This is a genomic window from Streptomyces sp. yr375 (assembly GCF_900110755.1).
Classification (GTDB): Bacteria; Actinomycetota; Actinomycetes; order Streptomycetales; family Streptomycetaceae; genus Streptomyces.
In genome coordinates, this window is sequence record NZ_FOFF01000037.1 from 62547 (window position 1) to 77069 (window position 14523).

19 protein-coding genes and 1 pseudogene are annotated in these 14523 nt (G+C 71.6%); 16 read left to right on the plus strand and 4 right to left on the minus strand.

The features are described from left to right. Positions 1–91: 91 nt before the first annotated feature. Positions 92–532: an SPW repeat protein gene (locus BMZ82_RS28635; protein WP_093780292.1), complete on the minus strand. Its 441-nt coding sequence runs from the start codon at positions 530–532 to the stop codon at positions 92–94. A 111-nt stretch (positions 533–643) separates the two neighbouring features. Continuing rightward, on the minus strand, positions 644–1339 hold the full coding sequence (locus tag BMZ82_RS28640; RefSeq protein WP_093780293.1) for a type 1 glutamine amidotransferase domain-containing protein: 696 nt from the start codon (positions 1337–1339) through the stop codon (positions 644–646). Positions 1340–1511: 172 nt separating this feature from the next. Here BMZ82_RS28640 and BMZ82_RS40930 point away from each other — a divergent pair, with 172 nt between their 5' ends. From BMZ82_RS40930 to BMZ82_RS28655, 5 genes and pseudogenes are all read left to right on the plus strand, one after another. After that, the gene (locus BMZ82_RS40930; protein ID WP_177244699.1) at positions 1512–1682 is read left to right on the plus strand and encodes a hypothetical protein; all 171 of its coding nucleotides are present in this window, start codon (positions 1512–1514) and stop codon (positions 1680–1682) included. 163 nt (positions 1683–1845) lie between these two features. Next, complete coding sequence (locus tag BMZ82_RS42820; protein WP_350786652.1) at positions 1846–1923, plus strand: putative leader peptide; 78 nt, start codon at positions 1846–1848, stop codon at positions 1921–1923. Positions 1924–2200: 277 nt separating this feature from the next. Further along, positions 2201–2755, plus strand: a complete 555-nt coding sequence (ssuE, locus tag BMZ82_RS28645; protein ID WP_093780294.1) for an NADPH-dependent FMN reductase — start codon at positions 2201–2203, stop codon at positions 2753–2755. Positions 2756–2784: 29 nt separating this feature from the next. Continuing rightward, positions 2785–3968 (plus strand): annotated as a pseudogene (locus BMZ82_RS28650) (SfnB family sulfur acquisition oxidoreductase). A 52-nt stretch (positions 3969–4020) separates the two neighbouring features. Then, positions 4021–5163: an LLM class flavin-dependent oxidoreductase gene (locus BMZ82_RS28655; protein WP_093780295.1), complete on the plus strand. Its 1143-nt coding sequence runs from the start codon at positions 4021–4023 to the stop codon at positions 5161–5163. 181 nt (positions 5164–5344) lie between these two features. Here the strand turns inward: BMZ82_RS28655 and BMZ82_RS42085 are convergent, their stop codons facing one another. Further along, positions 5345–5617, minus strand: a complete 273-nt coding sequence (locus BMZ82_RS42085) for a hypothetical protein (protein ID WP_256252156.1) — start codon at positions 5615–5617, stop codon at positions 5345–5347. 31 nt (positions 5618–5648) lie between these two features. Here BMZ82_RS42085 and BMZ82_RS42090 point away from each other — a divergent pair, with 31 nt between their 5' ends. Then, positions 5649–5795, plus strand: a complete 147-nt coding sequence (locus tag BMZ82_RS42090) for a hypothetical protein (RefSeq protein WP_256252157.1) — start codon at positions 5649–5651, stop codon at positions 5793–5795. Positions 5796–5978: 183 nt separating this feature from the next. Next, positions 5979–6413: a VOC family protein gene (locus tag BMZ82_RS28665; protein WP_093780297.1), complete on the plus strand. Its 435-nt coding sequence runs from the start codon at positions 5979–5981 to the stop codon at positions 6411–6413. 1 nt (position 6414) lies between these two features. On the opposite strand, the gene BMZ82_RS28670 is transcribed toward BMZ82_RS28665, so the two are convergent. Continuing rightward, complete coding sequence (locus BMZ82_RS28670; protein ID WP_093780298.1) at positions 6415–7458, minus strand: acyl-CoA dehydrogenase family protein; 1044 nt, start codon at positions 7456–7458, stop codon at positions 6415–6417. A gap of 99 nt (positions 7459–7557) precedes the next feature. On the opposite strand from BMZ82_RS28670, the gene BMZ82_RS28675 reads away from it, so the two are divergent. The 9 genes from BMZ82_RS28675 (at position 7558) to BMZ82_RS28710 (ending at position 14518) form a co-directional block, all read left to right on the plus strand. After that, the gene (locus BMZ82_RS28675; protein WP_093780299.1) at positions 7558–7908 is read left to right on the plus strand and encodes a YciI family protein; all 351 of its coding nucleotides are present in this window, start codon (positions 7558–7560) and stop codon (positions 7906–7908) included. Next, on the plus strand, positions 7908–9101 hold the full coding sequence (locus BMZ82_RS28680) for an RNA polymerase sigma factor (protein ID WP_093780300.1): 1194 nt from the start codon (positions 7908–7910) through the stop codon (positions 9099–9101). The genes BMZ82_RS28675 and BMZ82_RS28680 overlap by 1 nt, the downstream gene beginning before the upstream one ends. 82 nt (positions 9102–9183) lie before the next feature. Then, a complete protein-coding gene (locus BMZ82_RS28685) occupies positions 9184–10635 on the plus strand; it encodes an aldehyde dehydrogenase family protein (protein WP_305729220.1) in 1452 nt (483 codons plus the stop codon). A gap of 226 nt (positions 10636–10861) precedes the next feature. Further along, positions 10862–11026 carry a hypothetical protein gene (locus BMZ82_RS40935; protein WP_177244700.1) on the plus strand — a complete coding sequence of 55 codons (165 nt, stop codon included), beginning with the start codon at positions 10862–10864 and terminating at the stop codon, positions 11024–11026. Beyond that, positions 11023–11589: an RNA polymerase sigma factor gene (locus BMZ82_RS28690; protein ID WP_256252158.1), complete on the plus strand. Its 567-nt coding sequence runs from the start codon at positions 11023–11025 to the stop codon at positions 11587–11589. Before BMZ82_RS40935 ends, BMZ82_RS28690 begins: the two co-directional genes overlap by 4 nt. Then, the gene (locus tag BMZ82_RS28695) at positions 11586–12452 is read left to right on the plus strand and encodes a hypothetical protein (protein WP_093780302.1); all 867 of its coding nucleotides are present in this window, start codon (positions 11586–11588) and stop codon (positions 12450–12452) included. Before BMZ82_RS28690 ends, BMZ82_RS28695 begins: the two co-directional genes overlap by 4 nt. A 51-nt stretch (positions 12453–12503) precedes the next feature. Next, on the plus strand, positions 12504–13424 hold the full coding sequence (locus BMZ82_RS28700; RefSeq protein ID WP_093780303.1) for an aldo/keto reductase: 921 nt from the start codon (positions 12504–12506) through the stop codon (positions 13422–13424). A 37-nt stretch (positions 13425–13461) separates the two neighbouring features. Next, complete coding sequence (locus BMZ82_RS28705) at positions 13462–13971, plus strand: hypothetical protein (RefSeq protein WP_093780304.1); 510 nt, start codon at positions 13462–13464, stop codon at positions 13969–13971. Between the two features lie 151 nt (positions 13972–14122). Further along, positions 14123–14518, plus strand: a complete 396-nt coding sequence (locus BMZ82_RS28710; protein WP_093780305.1) for a VOC family protein — start codon at positions 14123–14125, stop codon at positions 14516–14518. The last annotated feature ends 5 nt before the right edge of the window (positions 14519–14523 follow it).

A 14523-nucleotide genomic window follows, 5' to 3' on the forward strand; every position in this document is an offset into this window, starting at 1 on the left:
TCCGCGTCCGCGGACCGGCCCCGCCGCCTTCCTGTTCCTCGTGACTGGTGGCTGGTGCCTGTCTCCGGCCTCTGGCCGCCGACTCCTTGTTCTACGGCTTCGGGACGCTTCTCGCCGCCGTGAAGGCGCACATCGCCCCCAGGATCACTGCCAGAGCGCCGATGATGATGTTGTTGACGGCGACACCGGCGTCCGGGCTGTCGCCGACGACCCACGGCGCGATGATCATCCATACGCCCAGCGCGCACATGGCCCAGCTCAGGCCGTACATGCGGGCGGGGGCCGCCGTGAACCCGAGGGCCAGCAGACCGATCGCGATGCCGACGATCAGGTTGTGGGTCACCAGTGCCGGCTGGCTGACGGTGTAGTGGAGTATCCACGGGGACACGGCGCAGTACAGACCGAGCAGGAACACCGGTCCGTCCACGAGCGCCACATCACGACCGCCGAGCATCCGGTCGTAGCGGACCCGCATCTCGGATACGTCGGGGTGGGTCGATATGTCACTTCTGCCGGGCGAGACGTTGGCCATGACTCGTCTCCTTTGACTTGCAGGCCTGACCGCGTCGGGTGCGGTGTGCGGTGAGCGCCGCGCACCTTCATTCTGCCCTTATTCGCCCTTTATGTGTAGTGGTGGGAGCCGTTATCCGAGCTTCTTGAGCAGTTCGACGGCGAGCGGGGCGGAGGAGGCGGGGTTCTGGCCGGTGACCAGGTTGCGGTCCACGACCACCTTCGGTGCCCACGGCTCGCCGACCTGGACGTCGACGCCCGCCTCGGTCAGCCGGTCGTGCAGCAGCCACTTCGCCTTCTCGCCGAAACCGGCCTGGATCTCCTCGGCGTTGGTGAAGGCGGCGACCTGGTAGCCCGCGAAGGCGTTGGAGCCGTCCTCCTTCACGGCGGCCAGGAGCGCGGCCGGCGCGTGGCAGACGACTCCCAGCGGCCGGCCCGAGCCCAGGGCGTCGATCAGGAGCCGGCCGGAGACGGCGTCCACGGCCAGGTCCTCCATCGGGCCGTGCCCGCCGGGGTAGAAGACGGCCGCGTAGTCGTCGAGGTCCACGTCCTCCAGGCGGATCGGCCGCTCCAGCTCGGTCATGTCGGCGAGCGTGGCGGCGATCCGGTCGGCGCCCTCCTGCCCGCCGTTGACCTCGGCGGCGAGGCTGCCCTTGTCCACCGTGGGGACCACGCCGCCGGGCGTGGCGACGACGACCTCGTGACCGGCCGCCCGGAACGCCTCGTACGGTGCGGCGGCCTCCTCGGCCCAGAAGCCGGTGGGGTGCTTGGTGCCGTCGGCGAGCGTCCAGTGGTCGACGCCGGTCATCACGAAGAGGATCTTGGCCATGGTGGTGCTCCCGGTGCGTTGTGTGAGGGGGGGTTGGGTGAGGGGTTCTGTGCGCCTGCTGCGCAGGGGTGTTGCGGGCGGTGCGCCCCCGACCGGACATGATCGCATCGATCGCGGGCAGGCGCATCTCTGACGGCAGTTGTCCGCTACCCGGCTGGAGGTGCCTGCCGCGATGCGTGCGAAGGTGTTGGAGCGGTTCTCTGCGGGAGGTCCGCGTGGATCGTGGCCGGCGGAGGAGTACGCGGCGCGCCGCAGGGCGGAGGGACAGCCCGCGACCGTGGTCATGGACCTGAAGTCGGACGCGTTCCTCGTCGTGGTCCCGGCATCGCCCGACGAGGACTGACTCGGCCGAGGGTCGAGCGTGATGGGTTATTCGACGGCTATTCGACGGCCGTTCAAGGGTTTCCCGGTCTCGCCTTCGTGGAATTCCATGGTCCGCGATACGAGACCGGTCGGGTTTTCCTTGACTGCCGTCGTCGGCGACTGCCACGATCGACGGCATGAAGATGCGACTGGACCTCACGCGGCGACGCCATGTCGACCTCGCGCGCGTTTCCAGCGCCTCCTGTTGCGCCGCGGCCTGATCTCCGTCATCCCTCTCCTGTGATCCGCCGCGTTCTCTCGTTCACTCCCCGCGCCTCCTGAATTCCGCACCGCCTTTTTGTGTGCGTGGAATTCGGCGTGCCCGAAAACTCCGCAACAGGAGTTCCGGGTGTCCGCCGTGCCCGTGAGATTCGCCTCCTGGGTCCCCGATGTCGTCGTCGAGGGCGAACTGCCCCGACCCGCCTGGTATTTCCGACCGCTCCCTGCCGGGGCGCCCTTTCCTCCGAGGGCGTCCCGGGCTCCTTCGAAAGAGGACCCATGGCCACCGTCCTGTCCGTCTCAGGCAGCCCCTCCGACTCCTCCCGCACCGGCCGCCTGCTGCGCCACCTCGACCAGCGGCTCGCCGCGCAGGGGCACGAGGTGATCCCGCTCGACGTCCGTACGATCCCGGCCGAGGCCCTGCTCGGCGCGGACTTCCGGCACCCGGCGATCGTCGAGGCGACCGAACTGTTCGCGCGCGCCGACGGCGTCATCGTCGCCACCCCCGTCTACAAGGCGTCCTACTCCGGGGTCCTCAAGGCGCTCCTCGACCTGCTCCCGCAGTACGCGCTGGCCGGGAAGACGGTCCTGCGGCTGGCCACCGGCGGCTCCACCGCCCATGTCCTGGCCATCGACTACGCCCTGCGTCCCGTGCTCAACTCCATGGGCGCGGCCCACATCGTGCAGGGCTGGTTCACCCTCGACAAGGACATCACCGCCCACGAGGACGGCTCCGTCACGGTCGCCCCGGCCGCCGTCGACGCGCTCGGCCAGGTCGTCGACCAGTTCTCGGCCGCGCTCGGACGCACGCCCTACCTGGCCGTGGCGAGCTGAGCGAGGTGACCGACCCCGACACGTCCCCGGTGGCCGCGCACGTCATCGCCGACGCCGCCGAGGCGCTCGCCGTGGCCGCCGCCCTGGCCGCCGAGTTCCGTACGGGAGCCGCCGCGCGGGACGCCGAACGTCGGCTGTCCCGCGAAGAGTTGGACCGGCTGTCCGGCTCCGGACTGCTCGCCGTCACCGTCCCCGCCGACCACGGCGGCGCGGACGTCGACGCGCAGACCCTCGCGGAGATCTTCCGCCTGCTCGCCACCGCCGACGCCAGCCTCGCGCAGATCCCGCAGAGCCACTTCGCCTACGTAAACGTGATCCGCCGTCAGGGGACCTCGGAACAGCGGAAGTTCTTCTTCGCCGAACTGCTCGCAGGGCGGCGCTTCGGCAACGCCAGTCGGAGGCGGGCACGAAACACGTGCAGGACATCAGGACGCGCCTGGAGCCGCAGCCCGACGGCTCGTACGTGCTCAACGGGGTCAAGCACTACTGCACCGGAGCCCTCTTCGCCGACTGGATCCCCGTACTGGCCCGCGCCGAGGACGGCCAACTCCACGTCGCCTACGTGCCGTCCGACGCCCCAGGCCTCACCGTGATCGACGACTGGGACGGGCTCGGCCAGCGGACGACGGCCAGCGGCACCGTCCGGCTCGACGGCGTCCCGGTGCCGGGCGACCGCGTCCTGCCGCACCACCTCACCTTCAAGGGGCCCCAACTCCACGGTGCCGTGGCCCAGTTGCTGCATGCCGCCATCGACGCGGGCATCGCGGCGGGCGCCCTCGCCGAGGCGGCCCTGTTCGTGCGGACGAAGAGCAGGCCGTGGTTCGAGAGCAACGTGTAGACGGCCGCCGAGGACCCGCTGCTGATCCAGCGGTTCGGTGAACTCGCCCTCCAGGTAAGGGCGTCGGCGGCGCTGCTGCGCGAGGCCGCCCGGGCGGTGAACGCGGCGCACGCCGACCTCACCGACGACACGGCGGCCGAGGCGTCCATCGCGGTCGCCGCCGTGAAGGTGACGGCGGCGCAGGCGGCGGTGGAAATGGCGAGCGCCCTGTTCGAGGTGTCCGGCACCCGGTCCGCGCTCAACTCGCTCAATCTGCACCGGCATTGGCGCGACGCCCGCACACACACCCTGCACGACCCCACCCGCTGGAAGATCCGGCACATCGGCCGGTATGTCCTCAACGGCACGCATTCGCCCCGCCACGGCCTGCTCTAGCCAGTGCTTTCGAAGGCCCCTCGACTCGACGCCCCCTCGATCGGAGACCCGCATGTCCCTCACCTTCCACTGGTTCCTCCCCACCAACGGGGACAGCCGCCATGTCGTCGGCGGCGGTCATGGCACCCCCGCCACCGCCTCCGGACGGGACCGGCCGCCGACGGTCGCCTACCTCAGCCAGATCGCCCGCGCCGCGGAGGACCTCGGCTTCGTGGGCGCGCTCACCCCGACCGGGGCCTGGTGCGAGGACGCCTGGCTGACCACCGCCATGGTCAGCCAGCACACCGAGCACCTGAAGTTCCTCGTCGCGTTCCGGCCCGGCTCCGTCTCACCGACGCTCGCCGCGCAGATGGCGTCCACCTTCCAGCGGCAGACCGGCGGACGGCTCCTGCTGAACGTGGTCACCGGCGGCGAGAGCCACGAGCAGCGGGCCTACGGCGACTTCCTGGACAAGGACGACCGTTATCGCCGTACGGGCGAATTCCTGGAGATCGTGCGGGAGTTGTGGGAGGGCAAGACCGTCGACCTGAAGGGCGAGCATCTGCGGGTCGAGGACGCGAAGCTGGCCCGGGTGCCGCATCCGGTGCCCGAGGTGTACTTCGGGGGGTCCTCGCCCATCGCCGGTGAGATCGCCGCGCAGCACGTCGACGTCTACCTCACCTGGGGCGAGCCGCCGGCGCAGGTCGCCGAGAAGATCGCCTGGGTGCGGGGGCTCGCGGCGAAGCAGGGGCGGACCCTGCGGTTCGGGATCCGGCTGCACGTCATCACCCGGGACAGCTCGGAAGAGGCCTGGGCGGAGGCCGATCGGCTGCTCTCCGGGTTCGACGCGGAGACCGTGAGGTCCGTCCAGGCGGGGCTGGCGCGCAGTGAGTCCGAGGGGCAGCGGCGGATGCTCGCGCTGCACGGCGGGGGCCGGGACGGGCTGGAGATCCATCCCAACCTGTGGGCCGGGATCGGGCTGGTGCGCGGGGGTGCGGGGACCGCGCTGGTCGGCAGCCACGCGGAGGTCGCCGAGCGGATCAAGGAGTATGCGGCGCTGGGGATCGAGGAGTTCGTCCTGTCCGGGTATCCGCATCTCGAGGAGGCGTACTGGTTCGGCGAGGGCGTGTTGCCGCGACTGGCCGAACAAGGCTTGTGGCGGCACCCTTTCCGCACCGATGCGGCTTCCTCGCCGCAGGTGCCGTTCACGAGTTGAGTGTGCAGAGATCAGGGTCGGCGGCGGAAACGTAGGAGTCCTGGGCCACTGGACGACACCGGCCGGGGCCGGCGACGGGATTCGAACCCGCGTCACCCGCTTGATAGGCGAAGTATCCGCAGCCTGCGCACCTGCACGACGGAGACATTAGCGGACCGGGCCGGTGTCGGGCATCCGGGTTTCACCGGTCGGCGGTGGCCCGTGGGTCGACCTCGCAGTGATCGATCTCGGCCACGCGCCCCGTACTGGCGACGGGCACCCGGACGGTTGCCTTGTCCTGCGCGGACACCGACACCTGATCGGCGGTGTCGATGATGGTGGAGCCGTGTTCGTCCTTGAAGCTGATCTTCACGGTGAAGAGGCCGTCGCGGCCGTTGGGATTCCTCACCTCGACGGTCGCGTACGGGTCGTCCGTGCTCGCGCACCGCACGAGTACGGCGGTGCCGTCCTTCATGGGCGGGGCGGTGTCGCCGGAGGGGGACGCCGTGGGGGTGGAAGGGGTGGAAGTGCGGGTGGGCTGCGAACGGTACGTACCGCTACTGCTCGGCGTCGACGAACTGTCGTGGTCCTGGCTGGAGTTGCTACAACCGCCCGCGCCCCCGCCCGGGCTGTCCTGGCTGTCGCTCCCCTGACCGTGGCTCGTCGAGAACCCGGTCAAGGCCAGCACGACCATCGCCGAAACCGCTGTGAATCTGAGCCTGCGCCCCCGCGTGTACATGCCGCCACCCTACTCACGGCCGGCAGGGGTCGCTTTTTCGACAGCATGCGGATCCGCACCGGAATTGAGCATCAGCGCCCCCTGCTATGGTGCGCCGATGTCATCGATCAAGCAGTTCCAGGTCACCTTCGACTGCGCGGACCCGGAGCGCGTCGCTCGTTTCTGGTGCGAGGTGTTGGGGTACGTCGTGCCGCAACCGCCGGCGGGGTTCGCGACGTGGGACGACTTCCATCGCGCCCAGTCTCCGGAGGATCGGGGTGCGTGGTTCTCCTGTAGTGATCCCTCCGGTGTGGGACCGCGGTTGTACTTCCAGCGTGTCCCCGAGGGCAGGGTCGTCAAGAATCGGGTGCACCTCGATGTGCGGGTCGGCACCGGGCTCGTAGGGGAAGAGCGTCTCGCCACGCTTCAGGCCGAGTGCGCACGGCTGGTCGCGCTCGGCGCGGTGTGCGTGCAGGTGCTGGTCGCCGATGACGACAACGAGTCCTGCATCGCGATGCAGGACGTCGAGGGCAACGAGTTCTGTCTCGACTGAGCTACTCCCGGACCTGCTGAGAGACCAGGGCCTTGAGATGTGAACCTCGTGACTCTGTTGTCTGGGCCTGGACCATGAGGAACAGGGCCTCCCTCGCCAGGCGTTGGGCCTTGTTGGTCAGGAGCATGGAGCGGCCGCCGCCTGTGACCACCGCTGCCGTGGTCGTCGCCTGCATCACCTCGTAGGCCTGGGTTCTGAGGGCCAGACGTTCGGCCAGGTGCTCGTGGGGTGCGGCCTCGTCGGCCAGGGCGTAGGCCTCGCGGCGTACGTCCGTGAGGCGGGCGCGGAGTGGGGGCGCCGTGGTCTCGTCCAGGAGGGTCAGGGCCGCCTCGGTGATGCCGAAGACCGCCGGGTTGGTGTTCACCGTCTTCAGACGGTCCGTCGTCGACCAGGTGTGGTGCGGGGTGCGCAGGGCCACCGCCTCCTCCGGCAGCCACAGGCCGTCGAGGTGCAGGGACACCGTCCGGGCCGCGGTGAGGGCGGCCAGCCGCATCGGGGGCGACGCCCGCAGGCCCGGCTGGTCCCGGGCCTGAGCGAACGCGAACAGGGCCTCGTCGGCGTCGGTGACGCCGGCGAGGAGCAGCACGTCGTTCAGGCCCCACCCCGTGTACCAGGGGACCGTGCCGTCGAACCGCCAGCCGCCCCGGTCCCGGGTGGCCCGGACGGGGATGCGCGGGTGGGTCCGCAGGTGCGCGTACGCCACCCCGGACAGTAGCTCACCGGTCGCCAGCCGGCCCAGCAGGCGTTCACGCGCCGGGCTCTCGCTCCTGGCCAGCGTCAGCACCGGCGTGTGGTGCTGCGCCTGCACGAACCAGGTCGAGCAGCACGCCCCGGCCAGGATCTCCGCCGTCTCCCGCGCCACCGCGCCGGGTGCCGCGGCCCCGCCGTACTCCCGCGGGGCGTTCAGCCCGAGCAGGCCCGAGCGTCTGATCTCCGCGAGGTGGCCGGCGGGGACCTCGCCCTGGTCGACCTGCTCGGCGTGCGGGGCGAGGACGTCGTCCGCGAGGCGGCGGGCGGCGGTGACGAGGGGGTGCGGTGCGGTCATGGGCCAGATTGTTTCCCGTTTCGCGGTGTGGGATGTCGATCCGAGGGGTCGCCGTTCGTGTAGGAGGTGAGAGAACGGCACGACGCCAAGGAGGACGTCATGAAGAACTACCTGCTCAGCGTGGTCCAGCCGGCCGGCGGTGAGCCGCCCGCCCCCGACGAGCTCGCGGAGATCATGCGCCGCGTGGAGGCCTACAACGACGAACTGCGCGCCGCCGGTGCCTGGGTGTTCGCCGGCGGGCTGAACGGACCGGAGACGGCCACCGTGCTGCGCCCCAAGGACGGCGACGTGCTCATCACCGACGGGCCGTACGCGGAGGGCAAGGAGTACCTCGGAGGACTGTGCCTGATCCGGGCCGCCGACCTGGACGAGGCCCTGGAATGGGGCCGCAAGGCCGCCCTGGCCACCACCCTCCCCATCGAGGTGCGGCCGTTCGTGGACACCCACTGATGGCTGACCCCGTCGACGTCGAGGCCGTCTTCCGCGCGGAGTACGGCCGCGCCGTCGCCGTCCTCGTCCGCTTCCTCGGCGACATCGACCTCGCCGAGGAAGCGGTCCAGGACGCCTTCACCACGGCCGTGCGGCGCTGGCCGCGGAGCGGGGTGCCGCCGAGCCCGGCCGGCTGGATCATCACCACCGCCCGCAACCGGGCCGTCGACCGGCTGCGCCGCGAGTCCACCCGGGACGCCCGGCACGCCGAGGCCGCCCTGCTGTACGCCGCCGACCCGCCCGCGGAGGAGGGCCCCGTGCGCGACGACCGGCTCCGCCTGATCTTCACCTGCTGCCACCCCGCGCTCGCCCCGCAGGCGCAGGTCGCCCTGACCCTGCGGCTGCTCGGCGGACTCACCACCGCGCAGCTCGCCCGCGCCTTCCTCGTCCCCGAGCCGACCATGGCCCAGCGCCTGGTCCGCGCCAAGGCCAAGATCCGCGACGCGCGCATCCCGTACCGCGTCCCGCGCGACGCCGACCTGCCCGACCGGCTGAAAGGCGTCCTCGCCGTCGTCTACCTGATCTTCAACCAGGGGTACGAGGGCGATCCCGGCCTGTGCGCCGAGGCCGTGCGGCTCGGCCGGCTCCTCACCGAACTGATGCCGGACGAGCCCGAGGCCGTCGGCCTGCTGGCGCTGATGCTGCTCGTCGAGTCCCGCCGCGGCGCGCGCGAGGACGCCGACGGCACGCTCGTACCGCTGCCCGAGCAGGACCGCGCGCGGTGGGACCGGGAGCTGATCGCCGAGGGGCAGACGCTCGTCCGCCGCTGCCTGCGCCGTGACCGGCCCGGGCCGTACCAGATCCAGGCCGCCGTCCAGGCCGTCCACAGCGATGCGCGCAGCGCCGACGCCACCGACTGGCGGCAGATCCTGCGCCTGTACGACCAGCTCATGGACCTCGCCCCGAGCCCGGTGGTGGCCCTCAACCGGGCGGTCGCCGTGGCCGAGACGGACGGGCCGCGCCGGGCCCTCGACCTCGTCGACGCGCTGGACCTCGACGGCTACCACGTCTGGCACGCGGTCCGCGCCGACCTGCTGCGCCGCCTGGAGCGGACCGCCGAGGCCGTCCACGCGTACGAGACGGCCCTCGCGCTGAGCCAGAGCCCGGCGGAACGCGCCTTCCTGGACCGCCGCCGACGCGAGCTGCCGGCCTGATCCGAGCCTGATACGACGGGCGGGCCGGTGCCGGTGCCGGTGCCGGTGAGCGAGGGGCTGCCCCGGGAATGTATTTTGGTGCATGAAAGGTTGGCATATACATCGAGCTGTCGGACGGTCGAGCCGACCGCTCGCCCCGAGCACCCGCACCCACCCCGAGCACCCGGCAACCAGGGCCGCAAGGCCCGCGCACCCCAGCGAGGCACCCGTGACCACCGCCGCCACTCCCGAACAGCCCGCCGACGTCGTAGCGCGGCTGCGCGCCACCTTCCGCACCGGCCGCACCAAGCCCGTCGCCTGGCGCACGGACCAACTGCGCCGGCTGCGCGAACTGCTCACGGAGCGCGGCGCCGACCTGGCCGCGGCCCTCCACGCCGACCTGGGCAAGAGCTCCACCGAGGCCTACCGCACCGAGATCGACTTCACGATCCGGGAGATCGACCACACCCTCGAACACCTCGCGGAGTGGCTGCGCCCCGAGCCCGCTCCCGTCCCGGCCCACCTCGGGGCCGACGCCACCGCCTGGACGCAGTACGACCCGCTCGGCGTCGTCCTCGTCATCGCACCCTGGAACTACCCCGCCCAACTCCTGCTCGCCCCGCTGGTCGGCGCCCTCGCCGCCGGCGACGCGGTGGTCGTCAAGCCCAGTGAGCTCGCGCCCGCCACCTCCGCCGCCCTGGCCCGGCTGCTGCCCGCCTACCTCGACACCGACGCGGTCGCCGTCGTCGAGGGCGGGATCCCGGAGACCACCGCCCTGCTGGCCGAGCGCTTCGACCACATCTTCTACACCGGCAACGGCGCCGTCGGCCGTATCGTCCTTCGCGCCGCCGCCGAGCACCTGACCCCCGTCACCCTCGAACTCGGCGGCAAGTCACCGGCGTTCGTCGACCGCGACGCCGATCTCGCCGTCGTCGCCGACCGGTTGGCGCGTGGCAAGTTCCTCAACGCGGGACAGACCTGCGTCGCTCCCGACTACGTCCTCACCGACCCGGAGACGGCCGCCGCCCTCGAACCCCTGCTGACACGCGCGGTCGAGACGCTCTACGGCACCGACCCGCAGACCTCCGGCGCATACGGCCGCATCGTCAACGAACGCCACTTCGACCGGCTCACCGGCCTGCTCGACTCCGGCCGGATCGTGGTCGGCGGCGGCAACGACCGTGGGGACAAGTACCTCGCGCCGACCGTCCTCGCCGACGTCGACCCCGCGTCGCCCGTCATGCGGGAGGAGATCTTCGGCCCGATCCTGCCGATCGTGACCGTCGACGGCCTGGACCAGGCGATCGACTTCATCAACGACCGCGACAAGCCCCTCGCCCTGTACGTCTTCACCGACTCCGCCGACACCCGGGGCCGCATCGCCGCCGAGACCTCCTCCGGGGGCCTCGGCTACGGGCTGCCGCTCGCCCATCTCACCGTCTCCGACCTGCCGTTCGGCGGCGTGGGCGAGAGCGGCATGGGCAACTACCACGGGCGCTACTCCATCGAGACGTTCAGCCACCGCAAGGCCCTCCTGGAGAAGCCGCTGCGCTGAACCGACACGGACACCAGTGGGCGGAAGTGGCCCGCCAAGTGGCAGCAGGGGAAAGGGTATTAGCCCGGAACGGCACGGTCCGTAGTCCAAAGCGGCCAATTCCGGCGGACTTTCGAATCCGGCATGCACGAAACGCCGTCGGCGGACGCCGTGGAGGCAGAGGGTGTAACCGTCGCCTTCCGGGGCCCCTGGGCCCCGTACCGCCAGCGGAAGGACCGAAGGGTCCGTGAACGACCAGCTCGAACAGCTCGCCCGCGACGTGGCGTTGGCCCTGCTCGCCCTGCGGGTCTTCGGACCCGGCGCCGTCACCCTCGCGCGCCGGTCCGTCGCCGCTCTCGTACGGGTGGGCGTCCGTGAGATGGACCGCAGGCTCCCGGGAGGCGACCGGTGACCCAGGAGGAACTGCGCCCCGCGGGAAACCCGCGGGCACCGGAGAAACTGCCCCTGGACTTCAGCGCCTTCCACCAGATGCAGCGCCCGAACTACGTCCGCGAGGCCGAGCGCTGCCTGCGCTGCCGCGCCGACGCCGAGGAGGCCGTGGACGAGGCGTTCGTCCAACTCGCCCGGGAGTGGCCGCAGATACTGCGCGCCGAGAACCCCGCCGCCTACGCCTGGCGGGTGGTCAAGAACCGCGTCATCGACCACGCCCGGGCCCGTGGCCGGCGCGCGACGCTCATCGACACCGCCGTCTTCGAGACGGTGACCCTGCAGAGCGCCGAGGACGCCTTCGACGTGATCGAGCAGAACCTGCGGCTGTTCCACGCGATCTCCACCCTCCCCGAGCGCCAGCAGGACGTCATCCGGCTGCGCTACTGCGAGGGCTACAGCAACGCGGAGGTGGCGGGCCAGTTGGGCATCACCGAGGCCGGGGTGCGCTCCACCGAACGGTATGCCAGGCGTCGGCTGCGGGAGATCTACACATCGAGCGCCGCACAGGAGGCGGAGCGGTCATGACCTTCGACACCGCGAGCGACATCGACACCCTGCTGTCCAGGGCGCGCCTCGTGCCCACCGCCCCCTACAGCCGCTCGGACATCGAGGCCGCCGAGGCCCGGATAGCCGCCCGGGTCGCGGCGGGCGGCGCAGACGAGCCCACCGCGAGGGGAGGCCCGCAGCGCGCCCCTGCGGCCTGCCGTCCGCCGCGCGTCCATCCGGCGGCCCGGGACCTCAGGTCGCTGTGCGAGGCGCTGCTGACCCGCACCGACGCCCTCCAGGGCCTCGGCAACTTCCTCGGCAGCGCCCTGCCCGAGCCGCCCGGCGCGCGCGTCCTCGGCAGCCTGCTGTACCTGGCCAACTGCGAGGACAGCGCCCGCTTCTGGTGGCAGTACGGCGCGGGCGCCTCCGACACCGTCTCCTCGTACTGCCTCTACCTCCACCACCGGTCGCTGGGGGAGGACGCGGAGGCCGACTGGTGGCTGCGGCACACCGAGATCACCCCCGCCACGCTGAGCCGGGAGGCCACCGAACGGGAGATCGCCACGGCGCTGCACGTGCTCAGCGGCCTGCGGCACGGCCGCCGGGGCCTGCCCAAGGCCCTGCGCGCCCTCGTGGAGTACGTGCCTGCGGTGGTCGGCTTCGTCGACGACGACCTCGAACTCCCCCTCCCCGACGGCGATCTGGCCGACATCGTGGAGGACGTCGTCGCCCACGGCGCACCGCCCGCCGCCGAGCGCCGCCGCGCCAGGTCCGGCGCACTGCCCGAGCGCGGGGAGCCGGCCGTGCACACCGTGTCCGCGCCGACCCCCCGCACGGTCCGGCGGTGGAGCCGCGACGTCCAGGAGGCGTTGCGCAAGTGCGAGGAGACCGTGGCCTGTTGAGGGCTTCGGCGAGGCCCGGCGGGGGTCCGCGGTGCGTGCGAAACTGCACGGATGACCACTGAAACGATCACCGCGGACGCCGCGGGCACCTGGCCCCTCGGCGACCTGACCGTCCGCCGCGTCGGCTTCGGCGCGATGCGGCTGACGGGCAGCGCCGCCTTCCACCTCGGCACGCCCAGCGACCGCGAGCGCTCGATCGCCGTCCTGCGCAAGGCGATCGACCTCGGCGTCGACCACATCGACACCGCCGCCTTCTACTTCTCCGCCCTCCGCTCCGCCAACGAACTGATCAACAGCGCGCTGTCCCCGTACCCGGACGACCTGCTTATCGCCACCAAGGTCGGCCCCTTCCGCGACTACACGGGGGAGTGGGGCACCTCGGCGCGTCCCGAGGACCTGCGCGGGCACGTCGAGGAGAACCTGCGCCAGCTCGGCCGCGACCACCTCGACCTCGTCTACCTGCGCCGGATGCGCCAGGAGTCGATCGCCGAGCACTTCGGCGCCCTGGCCGAGCTGCGCGAGGAGGGCCTGATCCGCCACCTCGGCATCTCCGCCGTCGAGCCCCGCCACCTCGCCGAGGCGCAGGCCATCGCCCCGGTGGTGAGCGTGCAGAACCGCTACGGGCTCGGCGACCACGACCCGGCGGGCGAGGAGGTCCTCCGCCTCTGCGGCGAACAGGGCATCGCCTTCGTCCCGTTCTACGCCATCGCCGGCGACGCGGGCCCCGAGGGCGCGACGACCGCCCACGACGACGCCGTCCTCGCCGTCGCCCACGCCCACGACACGACCCCCACCGCCGTCCGACTGGCCTGGACCCTCAGCCGGGGCCCCCACGTCCTGGCCATCCCCGGCACCGGCAACCCCGACCACCTGACGGAGAACGTGGCCGCAGGCGCCCTCCGCCTCACCGACGAGGACCTCACCCGCCTGAACACGGCCCACGGGAAGGCCGGTCAGGCACCCAAAAACTGACTCGACCGGGACGGCACGGTCACCGGATGATGGGCCGATGACCGCGACCCGTCGGGCAGCCAGAAGCCTCCAGGACCACGCCGCCCTCTGGCGCATGGCGGAAATCGACGCGACCGATGTGGTCGACGCCGCCTGCGAAGCGCTCGTCGCCGGACTCGACAGCCCCGGACTGCGGATCCTGGCCGGACTCACCCGAGCCGAGGCGTACTACGAGGTAGCCGACCTGCTCCCCGCCGTGCTGGAGGAGCTCGGCCTGGTTTTTCCCCCGCTCGGCAGCGTCACCGGCCAGGAGGCCTCCGCCCGAGCCGCCGCGCGCCGCCTGCTGGCCGGTGAGCTGACCCCGCGTGCCTTCACCCGCCACATTTACGGGTGCTACGGCTACGAGCTGCCCCTGACCCGACGGCTGGCCGAGCTCGACGACGAGTACGACGAGTACGACGAGTACGACCTGCTCGACCACGCGCCGGAAACAGGGAGAGGGAAGGCGGAGCTCGACGCCGAGGTCACCGCCGAAGCCCACCGCCTCGTGACCGACCTACGCCTCTGACCTACGCCTCTGACCTACGCCTCTGACCTACGGGTCCGACCAGTGGGGGCGGGCGACTGGCGTCCAGGGAGTTTTACGTATAACCTCACCCGTCAATCGCATCTCCCGAAAGCATGCTGAAAGCTTTCTGTGCGTACTTGGAAAGGCCCCGATGAGTCGTATCGCCCTGGTCACCCTCGTCGTCGACGACTACGACGAGGCGATCCGCTTCTACACCGAGGCGCTCGGCTTCCGGCTCGTCGAGGACGAGGCGCGGCCCGGCGGGGCCCGCTGGGTCGTCGTGCGGCCGGGTGCGGGGCAGGACGGGACCGGACTGCTGCTCGCCCGCGCCAAGGGCGACGGCCAGCGCGCCCGGGTCGGGGACCAGACCGGCGGACGGGTCGGGTTCTTCCTGCACACCGACGACTTCGCCGGCGACCACGCCCGGATGCGCGCCGCCGGTGTGACCTTCCTGGAGGAGCCCCGCCACGAGGCCTACGGCTCCGTCGCCGTCTTCCAGGACCTGTACGGAAACCGCTGGGACCTGCTCCAGCCCGCCACCACCTGAACCGC